The organism is Stenotrophomonas sp. KH_036_B (assembly GCF_057839485.1).
This window is the reverse complement of the sequence record NZ_CM174491.1, coordinates 4,317,072-4,333,632: the sequence shown is the minus strand read 5'-3', so window position 1 is coordinate 4,333,632 and position 16,561 is coordinate 4,317,072. Positions and strand designations below refer to the sequence as shown.

The 16,561-nt window shown below is 67.0% G+C and carries 12 protein-coding genes and 1 riboswitch; of the genes, 7 read left to right on the top strand and 5 right to left on the bottom strand.

What is annotated here, in order from left to right; genetic code table 11:
• Nucleotides 1-35 precede the first annotated feature (35 nt).
• Entirely contained in the window at nt 36-3,482 is a 3,447-nt protein-coding gene (locus AC3ITN_RS19215) for a hybrid sensor histidine kinase/response regulator (protein WP_489391557.1), read from the top strand.
• A 127-nt stretch (nt 3,483-3,609) separates the two neighbouring features.
• Nucleotides 3,610-4,878: a hypothetical protein gene (locus tag AC3ITN_RS19210; RefSeq protein WP_489391556.1), complete on the top strand. Its 1,269-nt coding sequence runs from the start codon at nt 3,610-3,612 to the stop codon at nt 4,876-4,878.
• 7 nt (nt 4,879-4,885) lie between these two features.
• On the opposite strand, the gene AC3ITN_RS19205 is transcribed toward AC3ITN_RS19210, so the two are convergent.
• The 3 genes from AC3ITN_RS19205 to acs all read right to left on the bottom strand — a co-directional run bounded on the left by AC3ITN_RS19205 (nt 4,886) and on the right by acs (nt 8,409).
• The gene (locus AC3ITN_RS19205; RefSeq protein ID WP_313347691.1) at nt 4,886-5,461 is read right to left on the bottom strand and encodes a manganese efflux pump MntP; all 576 of its coding nucleotides are present in this window, start codon (nt 5,459-5,461) and stop codon (nt 4,886-4,888) included.
• Between the two features lie 14 nt (nt 5,462-5,475).
• Nucleotides 5,476-5,641, bottom strand: a riboswitch (yybP-ykoY riboswitch).
• Nucleotides 5,642-5,782: 141 nt separating this feature from the next.
• Nucleotides 5,783-6,448, bottom strand: coding sequence for a response regulator transcription factor (locus AC3ITN_RS19200; protein WP_313347690.1), 666 nt, complete (start codon nt 6,446-6,448; stop codon nt 5,783-5,785).
• 17 nt (nt 6,449-6,465) lie between these two features.
• Nucleotides 6,466-8,409: an acetate--CoA ligase gene (gene acs, locus AC3ITN_RS19195; RefSeq protein WP_313347689.1), complete on the bottom strand. Its 1,944-nt coding sequence runs from the start codon at nt 8,407-8,409 to the stop codon at nt 6,466-6,468.
• Between the two features lie 245 nt (nt 8,410-8,654).
• Here acs and AC3ITN_RS19190 point away from each other — a divergent pair, with 245 nt between their 5' ends.
• From AC3ITN_RS19190 to AC3ITN_RS19180, 3 genes are all read left to right on the top strand, one after another.
• On the top strand, nt 8,655-10,082 hold the full coding sequence (locus tag AC3ITN_RS19190; protein ID WP_313347688.1) for a DcaP family trimeric outer membrane transporter: 1,428 nt from the start codon (nt 8,655-8,657) through the stop codon (nt 10,080-10,082).
• A gap of 57 nt (nt 10,083-10,139) precedes the next feature.
• Nucleotides 10,140-11,795 carry an MFS transporter gene (locus AC3ITN_RS19185; RefSeq protein WP_313347687.1) on the top strand — a complete coding sequence of 552 codons (1,656 nt, stop codon included), beginning with the start codon at nt 10,140-10,142 and terminating at the stop codon, nt 11,793-11,795.
• A gap of 163 nt (nt 11,796-11,958) precedes the next feature.
• Entirely contained in the window at nt 11,959-13,374 is a 1,416-nt protein-coding gene (locus tag AC3ITN_RS19180) for a coniferyl aldehyde dehydrogenase (protein WP_489391555.1), read from the top strand.
• 19 nt (nt 13,375-13,393) lie between these two features.
• Here AC3ITN_RS19180 and AC3ITN_RS19175 read toward each other — a convergent pair whose 3' ends face one another.
• A complete protein-coding gene (locus AC3ITN_RS19175; protein WP_489391554.1) occupies nt 13,394-14,554 on the bottom strand; it encodes a Fic family protein in 1,161 nt (386 codons plus the stop codon).
• A 111-nt stretch (nt 14,555-14,665) separates the two neighbouring features.
• On the opposite strand from AC3ITN_RS19175, the gene xth reads away from it, so the two are divergent.
• Entirely contained in the window at nt 14,666-15,433 is a 768-nt protein-coding gene (gene xth / locus AC3ITN_RS19170; protein WP_313347685.1) for an exodeoxyribonuclease III, read from the top strand.
• A 147-nt stretch (nt 15,434-15,580) separates the two neighbouring features.
• On the opposite strand, the gene AC3ITN_RS19165 is transcribed toward xth, so the two are convergent.
• Nucleotides 15,581-15,832 carry a GlsB/YeaQ/YmgE family stress response membrane protein gene (locus tag AC3ITN_RS19165; protein ID WP_068854466.1) on the bottom strand — a complete coding sequence of 84 codons (252 nt, stop codon included), beginning with the start codon at nt 15,830-15,832 and terminating at the stop codon, nt 15,581-15,583.
• A 93-nt stretch (nt 15,833-15,925) separates the two neighbouring features.
• Between AC3ITN_RS19165 and AC3ITN_RS19160 the strand changes: the two genes are divergently transcribed.
• Nucleotides 15,926-16,525 (top strand): 4'-phosphopantetheinyl transferase family protein, encoded by a 600-nt coding sequence (locus tag AC3ITN_RS19160; RefSeq protein ID WP_313347684.1) that lies wholly within the window; start codon nt 15,926-15,928, stop codon nt 16,523-16,525.
• Nucleotides 16,526-16,561 lie beyond the last annotated feature (36 nt).

The following is a 16,561-nucleotide window of genomic DNA, read 5'->3' as shown; positions in this document are numbered from 1 at the left end:
GCTACACTGCCGAATGCGCTCGCGGAAACATTGCCGTGGTTTCTAGCTGGATCCTGCTGCTGGTGTCGGTGGCCTATGCCGCGCTGCTGTTCGGCGTGGCGTGGTGGGGCGACCGTCGGCCGATGTACCCGGACCGCCCATGGCTGCGCCCGGTGGTCTACAGCCTGGCGCTGGCCGTGTACTGCTCGTCGTGGACCTTCTACGGTGCCGTTGGCACGGCGGTGCGCAACGGCATCGGCTACCTGCCCATCTACCTGGGGCCGCTGCTGCTGCTGCTGTTCGGCTGGCGCATCATCGAGCGCCTGGCGCTGATCGCGCGGAGCCAGAACGTGGTCTCCATCGCCGACTTCATCTCCTCGCGGTTCGGCCGCTCACGGCGGCTGGCAGCACTGGTGGCAGTGATCGCGCTGATCGGCATCGTGCCGTACCTGGCCCTGCAGTACAAAGCCGTGGCCATGAGCCTGCAGGTACTGACCGGCAACGTCGGCCCCACCGGCTATTTCAGCGACCCGGCGCTGTACGTGGCGCTGCTGATGGCGCTGTTCGCCACGCTGTTCGGCACCCGCCAGGTCGATGCGACCGAGCATCACCACGGCATGATGCTGGCGATCGCGCTGGAATCGATGATCAAGCTCATCGCGATGGTGGCGCTGGGCCTGTTCGCCTACCTGTGGCTGGCCGATCGCGGCGAGACGGTGATCCGCAGCGTGCATACGCTGTTCACCGGGTTGCCACCGGTGGGCTTCATCTCGCAGACCCTGCTGAGCTTCCTGGCGATCGTGTGCCTGCCGCGCCAGTTCCACGTGGCGGTGGTCGAGTGCGGCGATGTGCGCGACGTGCGCCGCGCGCGCTGGATGTTCGGCGGGTACCTGGTGGTGATCTCGGCGATGGTGATTCCGATCGCCACGGCCGGCGTGACCCTGTTCGGCACCGGCGGCAGCGTGGCCGACGACAGCATGGTGCTTGCGCTGCCGCTGGCCGAAGGCCGCAAGTTCCTCGCCCTGGTGGCCTACGTCGGCGGGTTCTCCGCGGCCACCGGCATGGTCATCGTCTCCTCCATCGCGCTGGCCACGATGGTCAGCAACGACCTGGTCATGCCGGTGCTGCTGCGCCGCAGTGGCGACCACCAGGAAGCTGCCGACGTCGCCTCGCGGGTGCTGTGGATCCGCCGCATGGCGATCCTGCTGCTGGCGCTGGCCGCCTACAGCTATTACCGCGGCAGCAGCAACGACAGCACGCTGGCGTCTTACGGGTTGATGGCCTTCGCGGCGGTCGCACAGTTCGCGCCGGGGCTCATTGGGGGGCTGTACTGGCGCGGTGCCAGCCGCCGCGGCGTGGAGACCGGCATCCTGCTGGGCTTCGGCACGTGGATATACACCCTGCTGCTGCCCGCGCTCACCCACGCCGGCTGGATGGACGCGACCTGGCTGACCGCCGGACCCTTCGGTATCGAATGGCTGCAGCCGCAACGCCTGTTCGGCATGAGCGGCTGGGATCCGCTCACCCACGGCACCTTCTGGTCGCTGCTGGTCAACGCCGCGGCCATGCTGCTGGTCTCGGTGCGCTGGCGCCCGGGCGTGGACGAGCGCCTGCGCGCGGCGCCGTTCCTGGACCCGTATGCGCAGCGCCCCGCGGTGGCCGGCGCCTGGCCAGGCAACGTGCATGTGGGCGACCTGCTGGCGCTGGCCTCGCGCGTGGTCGGCGACCGCCATGCGCGCCGCTCGTTCTTCGAGCAGGCGCAGTCGATGGGCCTCGAACTGCAGGCCTCGGCCGCGGCCGACCGGGCCTGGGTGCAGTTCACCGAACGCCTGCTGGCTGCGTCGATCGGTGCGGCGTCCGCGCGCCTGCTGCTCACCAGCCTGCTGCGTGGTTCGGGCATGGACCTGGGCGAAGTGGTGGCGGTGCTGGACGAGGCGGGGCAGGAACTGCGCTTCAACCGCGAGATCCTGTCCACCACGCTGGAAAACATCAGTGCCGGGGTCAGCGTGGTCGACCCGGAAATGCGCTTGACCGCCTGGAACCGGCGCTACCAGCAGATGTTCGGGTACCCCGACGGCATGCTGTATGTCGGCCGCCCGGTGGCTGACCTGATCCGTTACAACGCCGAGCGCGGCGAGCTGGGCGAGGGTGACATCGATATCCAGATCAACCGCCGCATCGGCTACATGCGTGCCGGGTCGCCGCACATCTTCGAGCGCACCCGCAGCGATGGCCGGGTGATCGAGATGCGCGGGCAGGCGCTGCCCGGCGGTGGCTACGTCACCAGCTACAACGACATCACCGACTACAAGCACGCCGAAACCGCGCTGCTGGAGGCCAACGAAACCCTGGAGCAGCGCGTGGCCGAGCGTTCGCACGAGGCGGAGATGGCGCAGCAGTCCAAGACCCGCTTCCTGGCGGCGATCAGCCATGACGTGCTGCAGCCGCTCAACGCGGCGCGCCTGTTCGCGTCGGCATTGCGCGACAGCCACCACGACAACGATGAGCAGCGCCACCTCGCCGAGCGCGTGGACGCCTCGCTGCGCGCGGCCGAAGAACTGCTCGATGGCCTGCTGGATGTCTCGCGGCTGGATGCCGGTGGGCTGCATCCGGTGATCGGCGATTTCGATGTGAGCCTGCTGATGCGCGAGCTGGCCGCGCAGTACTCGCCGGTGGCGGCCGGCCGCGGCCTGCGCCTGGATCTGTTCGCGCGGCCCGCGTGGGTACGCAGCGACCGCCGCCTGCTGCGCCGCGTGCTGCAGAACTTCCTGGCCAATGCGCTTCGCTACACCCGCCAGGGCCGCATCGTGCTGGCGGTGCGCCACCGCCGCGACGAGGTCGAACTGCAGGTCTGGGATACCGGGCCGGGTATTCCCGAGCACCACATGCAGCAGATCTTTGACGAGTTCCACCGCTACCAGCAGCCGTTCGACTGGGGTGAGCAGGGCTTGGGCCTGGGCCTGTCGATCTGCCAGCGCATCTCGCGCCTGCTCGACCACCGGCTCAATGCACGCAGCCGGGTAGGCAGTGGCAGCATGTTCTCCATCCTGCTGCCGCGCGCGGCGGTGCCCGACCTGCCGCCGGCCACGGCGCAGTCGCTCCCGCCCGAACACGCCACGCGCTCGGATTCGCTGGCCGGCATGCGCGTGCTGTGCGTGGACAACGACCAGGAAATCCTCGACGGCATGCGCGCGCTGCTGGGCCGCTGGCAGGTGGAGGTGATCACCGCCAGCACCGTCGACCAGGCCCTGGACGTCGTGGACGCGCAGCTGGACGTGATGCTGGTGGATTACCACCTGCACGACCGCCTGGACGGGCTGGACACGCTGGTGGCGCTGCGCGAGCGCGCCGGTCGGCCGATTCCCGGCGCGCTGCTGACCGCGGACGGTCGCGATGAGCTCAAGCGCATGGCGCGCGAGCGCGGCTACCGGCTGCTGACCAAGCCGATCAAACCGGCCTCGCTGCGCGCGTTCCTGGCCGCGCATTCGAGCCTGCCTGGCTGAAGGCGACAGAGGCGTGGCGCCGTGCCGCGCCCCGCCTACGGACGCGGACGCGGTCGGACGTGATGCGCAGCCGCTGCGGTTTCGACCGGTGCCTATGCTGGCGGCCCCGTTCCACGGATCCGCACCCGTGATGCCCAAGCTCTCTGCCGCCGGCGGCGCAACTACCCCCTGCCTGACGGATCCGCCGTTGCCCGCCACGACATCGGCCCGCGCTGGGGCGTCGTGGCTGCAGTCATTGGGAAATGTGTCGCCGCAGGACGCGCTGGCCGGGCCAGTGGCGGCGGGGGTCGGCGCCGGTGCGGGCAGCGCGGTGGCGCTGGCCTTCCAGGGCATTGGCAACCTGCTGCCGGGAACGGGCGTGGGCGCTCTGCTGGGCGTCGGCTGGTGGGGCGTGCTGCGCTGGAGGGAGCATCGTCAGGCGGAGCAATGCAGGCACGAAGCACGGGTGCAGATGTTGAACGCGTATCCACGGCTTTCCCGGATGCTGCGTGATGAAGACGCCTGCATGCACGACAGGGTGGCGGTCAAGCAGTTGTGCGACCGGCTGGACCGGGATGTGCGTGTCATCCAGGACAGCTTCAAGAAACACTGCGGCGCGTACGGCCTTGCGCCCGCACTGCTGATGGACGACGTGCTGAGGACGTTCTTCCTTCACCACTGCGCCGACCGGGGAATCCTGGTGATCAGCCGCGGCACGACCCAAGAGTGCTACTTGGTCGCCGCGTATCGAAAGGATTATCCACGCGTCCGTGCAGCCATCAACCGTGCAGGCGCATCGCCCCAGGATGTGCTGCGCAGGCTTGAGTGTCCCTTCATGCGCGTTGACCTGGCCAACGCGTCCATGCGCGACGCCCAGGGATTCAAGGTCGAGACGCACCGCTTGGAATGGATTGCCACACCCACCGTTGGGCAGCAGATGGAATTTCCGGTTGGCGCTCCCGATGTGGTCAAACGCTCCGGCCGCAGGCCACGCGGGACCGCAGCCGGGCTGAAACACGCGTCCAGCAGTATCGGCCACACGCTCCATAGCCCGGATGCCGGGGGGGCCACCGCTGGTGTGTCAAATCTGATAGACGTCGCGCGTAGTGCCCGATTGTTGAGGCAACTCGCATCCTACGATCCGCAGTGTCGTACGTGGCAGGATGTGCGCAGTATCGAGCAGTTTCTCCGTACGGGTCGAGCGGTCGGGCATCCGGTCCGGTTCGACGGCAAACTCTACCTGTCCGAAGACGTCCATCTTGACGGGCTGCGCGGCCGTAACGTCATGCGGCTGCTGTTCGTCAAGACTGGTCCGAAGAGCTATGAGCTGGTGCGCATCGTGAACTATCACGATGTTCGCCTCCAGCACGGCAGCCGAAACATTGCCCCGCAACCCACGCGGTCATGGCAGCCATGAAACGACCTTACGCCGCACCGTGCAGATGCTCGTACAGGATGGTCGCGCCGATGATGATCAGGATGACGCCACCGACGATCTCCGCGCGCTTGCCGACCATGCCGCCGAGCACGCGGCCCAGCATGATGCCCAGCGTGACCATGGTCAGCGTACACAGGCCGATGACCACGGCCATCACACCGATATGCACGTCCATGAAGGCCAGGCCGATGCCGACCGCCATCGCATCGATGCTGGTGGCGAAGCCGGTGACGGCCAACCGCCAGAAGCCGTGGTGTTTGTCGGCGTCGTCCTCATCGCCGCCGGCGTCGGGGCGCACGCCATTGATGATCATGTGCAGGCCGAGCGCGCCGAGCAGACCGAACGCGATCCAGTGATCGAAGGCTTCCACGTACTGCAGTGCGGCGCGCCCCAGCAACCAGCCGATCACCGGCGTGATGCCCTCGATGACACCGAAGATGAGGCCGGCGCGCAGCGCGTCCGGGAAGCGTGGCGTGCGCATGGCCGCACCTTTGCCGATCGCCGCGGCGAAGGCATCGGTGGACATGGCAAAGCCGATCAGCAGGATGGAAACGGGTGACATGGGAGGGCACGGCAGGTTGGGCGGTGTCGGACAACGGACCGCGCTCGCGCCCAACCTGTCGTTGCGCACGCGGACCGCTGGTCTCGCCAACCATCATGGCTGCCCGCACCACGGCGCACTGGCCGAGTATGTTGATACGGGCGTTTCCTCATCAAAGGAAACAGGCTACTCCCCAAGGGGACGCGAAGCTTAGCACCGACAATGCGCTTCACCACGGAATGCACGCATTGCGCAGGGAATGCTGGGATGTATAGCTTCGGCTATACAGCCCGCGCAGGTAGTGCCGCCGCTGGCCGGCAGCCACGCAGATCCAACCGCAGGTCAATCCTCTTCCGGCGGCAACACCAACGGCTCGTCATCCAGCGCCAGCTTGCCGGCCATCAGCACCGCCTGGGTGCGGTTGGTGACGCCCAGCTTGCGCAGGATCGCGGTGACATGCGCCTTGATGGTCGCCTCGGACACGTTCAGGTCGTAGGCGATCTGCTTGTTGAGCCGCCCTGCGCCCAGCATCTGCAGCACGCGGAACTGCTGCGGCGTGAGTTCGCGCAGACGCTGGCCGACCTCGCGCTCCTCACGACCGGTCGGCGGCATGGTGTGTGCCTCCGGCGGTGCCCACGTCTCACCATCCAGGATGGTGCTCAACGCATGGCCGATGGTGTCCGAATCGGCCGACTTCGGAATGAAGCCGAACGCACCGTGGTCCAGCGCACGCCGCATCACGGTCGGCTCCTCGCGGGCCGACACCACCACCACCGGCAACTGCGGGTGCAGGGCGCGCATGTGCACCAGCGCGTTGAACCCCTGCGCGCCGGGCATGTTGAGGTCCATCAGGACCAGGTCGGCGTCGGTGTGCTGGTCGGCAAGCTGGTACAGCGCTTCCACGCTGTCGGCTTCAAACAGCAGCACCCCCGGCATCACCCGCTGCACCGCGCCGCGCAGGGCTTCGCGGAACAGGGGGTGGTCGTCGGCAATCAGCAGGGTAGGCATGGGGTTGGTTGGGACCACTATTTGACTTTGCGCTCTTCGACCAGCGACGCCACCACGGAAGGATCGGCCAGGGTCGACGTGTCGCCCAACTGGTCAGGCGCGTTCTCGGCGATCTTGCGCAGGATGCGGCGCATGATCTTGCCCGAACGCGTCTTCGGCAGGCCGGGTGCCCACTGCAGGTGGTCGGGCGCCGCGATCGGGCCGATTTCCTTGCGCACCCACGCCACCAGCTCCTTGTGCAGTTCGTCGCTCGGCGTCTCGTCGGCCACCAGGGTCACGTAGGCGTAGATGCCCTGGCCCTTGATGTCGTGCGGGAAGCCGACCACCGCCGCTTCGGCCACCTTGGGGTGCGAGACCAGCGCGCTTTCCACCTCGGCGGTACCGATGCGATGACCGGACACGTTGATCACGTCGTCGACGCGGCCGGTGATCCAGTAGTAGCCGTCTTCGTCGCGGCGGCACCCATCCCCGGTGAAGTAGCTGCCCGGATAGGTGCGGAAGTACGTGTCGATGAACCGCTGGTGGTCGCCGTAGACACTGCGCATCTGGCCCGGCCAGGAATCGCGGATGATCAGGTTGCCTTCGGTGGCGCCGTCCTTGATCTCGCCATCGGCGTTGACCAGCGCCGGCTGCACGCCGAAGAACGGCAGCGTGGCCGAACCGGGCTTGAGATCGGTGGCGCCGGGCAGCGGTGAGATGAGGATGCCGCCGGTCTCGGTCTGCCACCAGGTATCCACGATCGGGCAACGGCCTTCGCCGACCACGTCGTAGTACCAGCGCCAGGCTTCCGGATTGATCGGCTCGCCCACGCTGCCAAGCAGGCGCAGCGACGCACGCGAGGTGCGCTTGACCGGTGCATCGCCTTCGCGCATCAGCGCGCGGATCGCGGTCGGTGCGGTGTAGAAGATGGTCACCTGGTGCTTGTCGATCACTTCCCAGAACCGCGAGGTGGTGGGGAAGTTCGGCACGCCTTCGAACATCAGCGAGGTGGCGCCATTGGCGAGCGGGCCGTACACGATGTAGCTGTGGCCGGTGACCCAGCCGACGTCGGCGGTGCACCAGTAGATGTCGTCCTCGCGCAGGTCGAACACCGCTTCATGGGTGTAGGCCGCGTACAGCAGGTAGCCACCGGTGGTGTGCAGCACGCCCTTGGGCTTGCCGGTGGAGCCGGAGGTGTACAGGATGAACAGCGGGTCCTCGGCGTTCATCCGCTCCGGTTCGCACTGCGCCGGCTGCGGGTCCACCACGTCGTGGAACCAGCGGTCGCGCGGGGCCTGCATGTCCACCGCGCCGCCGGTGTGGCGCACCACCAGCACGGTTTCCACCGTGGTGGTGCCGGGCAGCTTCAGTGCGGCATCCACATTGGCCTTCAGCGGAATCCTGCGACCGCCGCGCAGCCCCTCGTCGGCGGTGATGATCAGCTTGCTGCCGCAGTCGATCACGCGGTCGGCGATGGAGTTCGGCGCAAAGCCGCCGAACACCACCGAGTGGATCGCGCCGATACGCGCGCAGGCCAGCATGGCTACGGCCGCGTCGACGATCATCGGCAGGTAGATGGTGACCCGGTCGCCCTTCTTGACGCCCAGGTTGCGCAGCGCGTTGCCCAGGCGGCAGGTGCGCTCGTACAGCTCGCGATAGGTCACACCCTGCGCAGGCGCATCCGGGCTGTCCGGTTCGAACAGCAGGGCAACCTTGTCGCCGCGCTGCGCCAGCTGGCGGTCCAGGCAGTTCACGCTGGCGTTGAGCTCGCCATCCTCGAACCATTTGATGCGGAAGTCGTCGAGCTGGTAGCTGACGTTACGGATCTTCGACGGCTTGGTGTACCAGTCCAGCCGCTCGGCGGCCTGGCCCCAGAAGGCATCGGGATCGTCCAGCGACGCCTTGTAGAGCTGCTGGTAGGTGTTCTTGTCAATGCGCGCCTTGGCGGCAACGTCCGCCTTGACGGGGTAAAGATCGGCCATGGCACCCTCACTTGCACTAGGACTGGGTTGTGCGATCGCAGCATAACCCGCGATCCATCCCCCTCAGTTTGCCGCATCCGCCGGGCCGCGCGTTACGGGAATGGTTAGACCATGGTCGTACCGCACCCGCACGGTGGGAGGGTTCGACCAATGGCCAATAGCGGGGTGCGTCAGGCTGCCGCACGCTCGGCCCGACCGTGACCCCACACGCGGCGATCACTTTGCCACCCGGGAGAGAGGGCAACATGAGCCACCGTATTCTGAAAGCAGCACGTCGGCCGTTGGCGGCCGCCATGTTTGTTGCACTGATCGCGCCAGGCATGGCGTTCGCGGAAACCGCCAAGGAGAAGCAGCTGGAGGCCCGCGTCGCCGAACTCGAGCGACAGGTGCAGCTGCTGCTGTCCACCAGCCAGCAGCAACAGACACAGATCAGCCAGGCACAGACCGACGTGACGGCGGTGAAGACCGTACAGGCCCAGCAGCCCGTGGGGGCCACCGTGCCCGCCGGCAAGCAGCCCATCCAGGTCACCACCATCACCCCGGGCGCCGCGCCGGGTACCACGGTCAAGATCGGCGGCTTCATCAAGGCCGACTTCCTCGCCACCCAGACCGGCGATGGCCAGCTGGCCGACGACGCCACCGGCCGCGCGCTGTACCTGCCGGGCCAGACCCCGGTGGCCGGTGCAGGTGGCAGCGGCGAGCGTTCGGACGTGGACTTCAACGCCCACGCCAAGTTCTCGCGCTTCAACCTGGGCATCGACAACGTGTCGGACAAGGGCAACAAGTCCGGTGCGTTCTTCGAGATGGACTTCTTCGGCAACTCGCTGGGCAACCAGACCGCCACCAATACCTACGGCGTCACCCTGCGGCACGCCTACATGTACTGGAACAACTGGATGGCCGGCCAGACCTGGTCGAACTTCATGGACGCCGCGTCGCTGCCGGAAGCGGCCGATTTCGTCGGCCCCACCGACGGCGTGCTGTTCGTCCGCCAGACGCAGATCCGTTACACCCAAGGCGGCTTCAGCGTCGCGCTGGAGAACCCGGAAACCACCGTGCTCACCGGCACCCGCAACCCGGTCACCGGGGTGTGGACCAACGTGGCAAGCAACAGCGACCGCGGCTCCCTGCCGGACCTGACCCTGCGGTACGGGTGGAAGGGCGACTGGGGCACCTTCGGCGTCGGTGGCATCGTGCGCCAGCTCAAGATCGACAACCAGACCACGGGTGCGGACGCGGACAAGATCGGCGGCGGCCTGACCCTGGGCGGCAAGTGGGTGATGGGCGGCAGCGACCAGCTGCACTACCAGATCAGCGGTGGTGAGGGCATTGCCCGCTACGTGGGCCTGGGCGTTACCGCCGACACAGCGTACGACATCGCCAATGACGAGCTGAACCCGACCGGTGTGCTGGCCGGCTATGTCGGCTGGCGACATGCGTTCACGCCGAAGCTGCGCACCAACCTGATCTACGCGCGCAGCGACTACGACAACGACAGCGTGCTTGGCCCGCTGGTCACCAAGAGCGTGCAGAGCATCCGCGGCAACATTTTCTATACGCCGATGCCCAAGGTCGATATCGGCGCGGAGTACATGTACGGCGTGCGCGAGATCGAGGATGGTCGCAAGGGCGACATCAACCGCGTGCAGTTCACCACCAAATACAGTTTCTAAAGGAGTGCCGACCAACGGTCGGCACCTACAGTCGGCATTACAGAGGGGGAGCTTCCCATGTCAACAACACCTGTACCTGCAAAAGCAGCACTTACCCAGGGGCACAAGAAGGTCATCTTCGCGTCCAGCCTGGGCACCGTTTTCGAATGGTATGACTTCTTCCTGTATGGCTCGCTGGCGGCGATCATCGCCAAGCAGTTCTTCAGCGGGGTCAACGAAACCACGGGCATGATCTTCGCCCTGCTGGCCTTCGCCGCCGGCTTCTTCGTGCGTCCGTTCGGCGCGGCGTTCTTCGGCAGCCTCGGCGACCGCATCGGCCGCAAGTACACCTTCCTGGTCACGATCCTGATCATGGGCATCTCGACTTTCCTGGTCGGTGTGCTGCCCAACTACGCGTCGATTGGTTTTGCCGCACCGGTCATCCTGATCGTCCTGCGCCTGGCCCAGGGCCTGGCCATGGGCGGTGAATACGGTGGCGCGGCCACCTATGTTGCCGAGCATGCACCGGCCGACAAGCGTGGCCTGTACACCAGCTTCATCCAGTGCACCGCCACGCTCGGCCTGTTCATGTCGCTGCTGATCATCCTCGCCTGCCGCTATTTCCTGGGCAACGAGGCATTTGAAGCCTGGGGCTGGCGCATTCCGTTCCTGGTGTCGATCATCCTGCTCGGCATCTCGGTGTGGATCCGCCTGCAGCTGAGCGAGTCGCCGCTGTTCCAGCAGATGAAGGCCGAAGGCAAGGGCTCCAAGACCCCGTTCCGTGACAGCCTCAAGGACGGCAACCTCAAGCTGATGCTGCTGGTCCTGCTGGGCGCCGCGGCCGGCCAGGCCGTGGTGTGGTACGGCGGCCAGTTCTACGCGCTGTTCTTCCTGAGCAGCATGCTCAAGGTTGATGCCACCACCTCCTACCTGCTGATCGCCGCCGCACTGGCACTGGGTACGCCGTTCTTCATCTTCTTCGGCTGGCTGTCGGACCGTATCGGCCGCAAGAAGATCATCCTGGCCGGCTGTCTGCTGGCGGCGGTGACCTACATCCCGGTCTTCAAGGGCCTGACCCACTTTGCCAACCCGGCCATCGAAGAAGCCCGCAGCAGCTCGCCGGCACTGGTCATCGCCGACCCGAACACCTGCTCGTTCCAGTTCGATCCGGTGGGCCTGCGCAAGTTCACCAGCTCCTGCGACGTGGCCACCGCCGCGCTGACCAAGGCGGGTGTGCCGTACGACGTGCAGCCGGCGCCTGCCGGATCGCTGGCCACGGTCAGCGTGGGCGACAAGCAGGTGGAATCGTTCGAGGCCGCTGGCCTGACCAAGGATGAGCTCAAGGCCAAGGGCGATGCCTTCGGCGGCGAACTGAAGACGGCCCTGACGGCGGCGGGCTACCCGGCCAAGGCCGACAACGCGCGCATCAACATCGCCGGTACCGTGTTCATGCTGTGGCTCCTGGTGCTGTACGTGACCATGGTCTACGGTCCGATCGCGGCATACCTGGTCGAACTGTTCCCGACCCGCATCCGCTACACCTCGATGTCGCTGCCGTACCACATCGGCAACGGCTGGTTCGGTGGCTTCCTGCCGGCGATCTCGTTCGCGCTGGTGGCCGGCACCGGCAACCTGTACTACGGCCTGTGGTACCCGATCATCATCGCGTTGATGACGGTCGTGGTCGGCGGCCTGTTCCTGCATGAAACCAAGGGCGTGGACATCACCAAGTAATCCGGTGATGGCGTGAACCAGAAGGGCCGTGGCATTGCCACGGCCCTTCTTCGTTCTGGTCCGCGAGGACACGCATGGCGTGTCGCTACGGTGCGCCCGAGGCGTAGCGACACGCCATGCGTGTCCTCGCGGTGTCGGCCACAACCATTGCTATATTCCCGCCATGGACCACCCCAACACCGCCCCCGCCTCGCTACCGGCCATGCTGCAGACCCTGCGCAGCGCCTGGCAGGCCAAGCGCCCGTCGCTGGAACAGCGCCGCAGCGACCTTCAGCGCCTGCGCACCGCACTCAAGGCGCGCCTCGAAGAGATGGCCGAAGCCATCGCCGCCGATTTCGGCCACCGCTCCACCCATGAGTCGCTCATCGCCGATGGCATGACCGTGCTCAACGAGATCGACCACCTGTTGGGCCACCTGCGCAGCTGGATGCGCCCACGCCGGGTGGCGGTGGGCTGGCGGTTCTGGCCGGCGCGCGCGCAGACGCGGGCAGTGCCGCTGGGCGTGGTGGGCGTGATCTCGCCCTGGAACTACCCGGTCAACCTGGCGCTGATTCCGCTGGCCACCGCGATTGCCGCCGGCAACCACGTCATCCTCAAACCGTCCGAACACACCCCGCGCACCAGCGCCTTCCTGCACGACCTGCTGGCCGACGTGTTCCCGCCCGACCGCGTGGCGGTGGTGCAGGGCGATGCTGCCTTGGCATCCGCCTTGGCCGGGTCGCCGCTGGACCACCTGGTGTTCACCGGTTCCACCGCGATCGGGCGCAAGGTGATGGCCGCCGCCGCGCAGCACCTGACCCCGCTGACCCTGGAACTGGGCGGCAAGTCGCCGGCCATCGTCTGCAGCGACTACCCGCTGCCCAAGGCCGCCGCGCGGCTGGCGACCGGCAAGTGGTTCAACGCCGGGCAGACCTGCATCGCCCCGGACTACGTGCTGATCGACGGCCTTCGCCAGCGCGAGTTCGTGCAGCAGCTGCAGACCCAGGTGCGCGCGCGCTATGGCGATTTCAGCCACCCCGACGACTACACCCGCATCATCAATGACGACCAGTACCAGCGCCTGCTCGGCTACCTGGCCCAGGCGCGCGAACGCGGCGTGCCAGTGATCGAACTGGCCAGCATCGATCCGGAGCGCGCGACGCGCGAGCGGCTGATCGTGCCGACCATCGTGCTCGACCCGCCCGCCGACCTGGACCTGATGCAGGACGAGATCTTCGGTCCCATCCTGCCGGTCTGCGCCTATCCAGACCTCGACCACGCCGTGGCCGACGTGCAACGCCGCGACCGCCCGCTGGCGCTGTACATCTTCAGTGAGCAGCGCGCGGTGGTGGAGCAGGTGCTGGGCCAGGTTGTGGCCGGCGGCGTCACCGTCAACGACACCCTGCTGCACTTCGCCATCAACGCCCTGCCGTTCGGCGGCGTCGGCCCCAGCGGCATGGGCGCGTACCACGCCCGCGCGGGCTTCGACGCCATGAGCAAACAGCTGCCGATCCTGTGGCAGGCACGCTGGGCGGCGAGCGATCTGCTCAAACCGCCCTATTCACGTATCGCCGGGCTGTTGAAGGCGCTGGTCAGGTAGACCATGCGTCATGGTCAGGTCACGGTAGCGCAGGCAGCGGGATATCCGAACCGGGCAGATTGATCTCGTAGCGTGTACTCCGTCCGCCACCGGGCAGGCGGCGCAGGCAGCCCTTTTCCAGCAGGTCAGCCAAGTGGCGCGTGGCGGTGGCTTTGGAGACCTTCGCGACGGCCTGGTACTGCGCCGCATTGATTCCGTCCTTGAAGCCGCGCTCGCCGCCATCGAGGAGACGATTGAGCACTTTGGCCTGTTCCGGCGATAAAGACGGGTCGCGATGCAGCTGCCAGAACCGCGCCTTGGCCAGGACCCGATCGATGCGGTGCAGTGCCTGTACGAGGCTGTCGTGCAGGGTGTCAAGGAACCACTCCAGCCAACCGGTGATCTCAAGTCCGTCCTTCTGGCTTGCTTCGAGAATCTGGTAGTAGCCGGAGCGGTCCGCCAGGATGCTGGCAGACATCGCGTGGAAGCGGATCGCATGCGGTTGTGCCTGGGCCAGAGCGAGGTCGGTCAGCGCCCGGGTAAGCCGACCGTTGCCGTCGTCGAACGGATGCAGGGTCACGAACCAGAAATGGGCGATGCCGGCGCGCAGCAGCGGATCCAGCGTGGTGTCGTGGCGCGAGCTGGCAAACCAGCTCAGGAAGTCATCCAAGTGCGCTTCCAGCCCCTCCCGAGGAGGGGCCTCGAAGTGGACGGTCGGGCGATCCAGGCGGCCTGAGACCACCTGCATGGGTTCCTCGCCGCGAAGGGCGCCAACGCGGATGCGTAGCGGCAGCACCGTCTCTTGGGCGGCGAACAGCCAGCGGTGCCACTGCAGAAGGCGCGGCAGGTCCAACGCAGCATCGGCCTGTCCGGTTACGTCGAGCATCAGATCGGCCAGTCCCTCACTGCGAGGAGTGGGTCGACGAGGCGCATCATCGGCCATGCCCAGGTGGCGCGCCAATGATGACCGCACCGAGCCCACATCCAATTGCTCGCCCTCTATCGCGGAGGATGTGACGATGTTGGAGAGCAGGGTATCGAGGGCGTCCTCCGCCTGCAGATCCCCGGCTATGGCGCCTGCCATGCCCAGCAGTTGCCCGTACGCCTGCTGGCAGTCGCGCAACGGCTGGGCAACGGCGTCGCTTTGCCAGCGGAAGTGCGGCCAATCGGGGTGTTGCCAGATCCAGCGGGGCGCGATCATGGGGGCCTCCAGCAGTGATGAGCCAAATAAGTGGTCTAATCGGCTCATGCGGTGAGCCGATTATGACCCCTAATCGGCTCACATGCCAGCTGCAGCAGGTAGAATGCCCCCATGAAAATCGCCTCCTGGAACGTCAATTCGCTCAACGTGCGCCTGCCGCACCTGGAACAGTGGCTCACCGCGTTCGCCCCGGACGTGGTCGGCATCCAGGAAACCAAGATGGAGGACCACAAGTTCCCCGACGCGGTGCTGGCCGGGCTGGGCTACCGCAGCGTGTTTGCCGGCCAGAAGACCTACAACGGCGTGGCGCTGCTGTCGCGCGAGCCGGCCCAGGACGTGCAGATCGGCATTCCCGGCTTCGAGGACGAGCAGAAGCGCGTCATTGCCGGCACCGTCAACGGCGTGCGCATCATCAATCTGTATGTGGTCAACGGTCAGGACGTGGGCACCGACAAGTACGCCTACAAGCTGCGCTGGCTGGAGGCGGTGCACGAATGGGTGGCGTCGGAACTGGCGAAGTACCCCGAGCTGGTGGTGATGGGTGACTTCAACATCGCCCCTGACGCGCGCGACGTGCACGACCCGCTGGTCTGGAACGAGAACCACATCCTCACCTCGACCGCCGAACGGGGCGCGCTGAACAAGCTGCTGCAGCTGGGCCTGCACGACGCGTTCCGGCTGCACAGCGAAGAAGAGGGCGTGTTCAGCTGGTGGGATTACCGCGCGGCCGGTTTCCGCCGCAACCTCGGCCTGCGCATCGACTTGACCCTGGTCTCGGACGCGCTCAAGGCCCGCGCGCTGGCGTCGGGCATCGACCGCGAGCCGCGCACCTGGGACCGCCCCAGCGACCACGCACCGGCGTGGGTGCAGCTGGGGTGACACAGCAAAGGCCCGGCGGGTGCCGGGCCTTTGCGTACAACGTACCCACCCACGGTATGCCCGCCTTTGGCGGGCCCCCTTCGGGCCGTCGACGAGCGACGTTAGGAACGGCATTCGCCGTTCCTTGGGGCACCTACCGGCAAACCCTTAGCGGACGCTGCGGCGGGTGAAGAGATTCACGATCGCCAGCAGGATCACGGCGCCGATCAGCGAGAACAGGAACGTGCGGATCGTGATTGCCTCATTGATGCCACCGCCGAACAGGAACCCGGCGATCAGCGCGCCGACGATGCCGACCACGATGTTGAGGATGATGCCCTGCTGCGCGTCGCGACGCATGATGATGCTGGCAAGCCAGCCCACGATGCCGCCGACGATCAACCAGATGATGATGCCCATGGTAGTAGTTCCCTGTGGTGTGCGGATGAGACAGGCCCAGTTGACGGCAGCTTCCGTGAAGTCGTCGTGCAGTGGTCTTGTCAGGGTGTTCGCATGAGCCTGCCCGCCACCCTCGACGGACCGTGGCGGTTTGGCCCGGTCACCGTGTGGCGCCTGCCGCACGTCCCCGGCACCCGCGGCGAGCCGCAGGCCCGGGTGCTGCTGGCCGAACAGCTCGGCGGCCGCCCCGGGGACCTGCCGCTCCAGCGCGATCCGCGCGGCCGGCCCGAACTGCATGGGCCGCTGGCGCACCAGGGCACCGGCTGGAGCCACAGCCACGGCCTGCTGCTGGTGGCGCTGGGCGAGGGCGTGCGCCTGGGCGTGGACCTGGAGCCGCTGCGCCCGCGCCCGCGCATGGCCGAAATCATCGAACGCTTCTTCCACCCGGCCGAAGTGGCCTGGCTGCTCGGCCTGGACGAGGACGCCCGCAACCACTGGTTCTTCCGGGTCTGGTGCGCCAAGGAAGCCATCCTCAAGGCGCAGGGGCAGGGCATCTCCTTCGGCCTGCATCGCCTGCAGCTGGCCCCGGGACCCGACGGTGCCCTGCACCTGCCCTGGTGCGACCCCGAACTGGGCCCCGCCCAGCGCTGGCACCTGCACGAGTGGCAGGCCGCCGACGATTTCCGCGCCGCGCTGGCCTGGCACCTGCTCTGACCGCACCGAAAACGCGCAACCGCGCCACCGCCACCC

Excerpts from the sequence above, each read along its gene's own strand:
- AC3ITN_RS19205 (WP_313347691.1), bottom strand. The coding sequence starts at position 5,461 with ATGTCACCCGTTTCCATCCTGCTGATCGGCTTTGCCATGTCCACCGAT.
- AC3ITN_RS19185 (WP_313347687.1), top strand. The coding sequence starts at position 10,140 with ATGTCAACAACACCTGTACCTGCAAAAGCAGCACTTACCCAGGGGCAC.
- AC3ITN_RS19180 (WP_489391555.1), top strand. The coding sequence starts at position 11,959 with ATGGACCACCCCAACACCGCCCCCGCCTCGCTACCGGCCATGCTGCAG.
- AC3ITN_RS19200 (WP_313347690.1), bottom strand. The coding sequence starts at position 6,448 with ATGCCTACCCTGCTGATTGCCGACGACCACCCCCTGTTCCGCGAAGCC.
- AC3ITN_RS19165 (WP_068854466.1), bottom strand. The coding sequence starts at position 15,832 with ATGGGCATCATCATCTGGTTGATCGTCGGCGGCATCGTGGGCTGGCTT.
- acs (WP_313347689.1), bottom strand. The coding sequence starts at position 8,409 with ATGGCCGATCTTTACCCCGTCAAGGCGGACGTTGCCGCCAAGGCGCGC.
- AC3ITN_RS19175 (WP_489391554.1), bottom strand. The coding sequence starts at position 14,554 with ATGATCGCGCCCCGCTGGATCTGGCAACACCCCGATTGGCCGCACTTC.
- AC3ITN_RS19160 (WP_313347684.1), top strand. The coding sequence starts at position 15,926 with ATGAGCCTGCCCGCCACCCTCGACGGACCGTGGCGGTTTGGCCCGGTC.
- AC3ITN_RS19190 (WP_313347688.1), top strand. The coding sequence starts at position 8,655 with ATGAGCCACCGTATTCTGAAAGCAGCACGTCGGCCGTTGGCGGCCGCC.
- xth (WP_313347685.1), top strand. The coding sequence starts at position 14,666 with ATGAAAATCGCCTCCTGGAACGTCAATTCGCTCAACGTGCGCCTGCCG.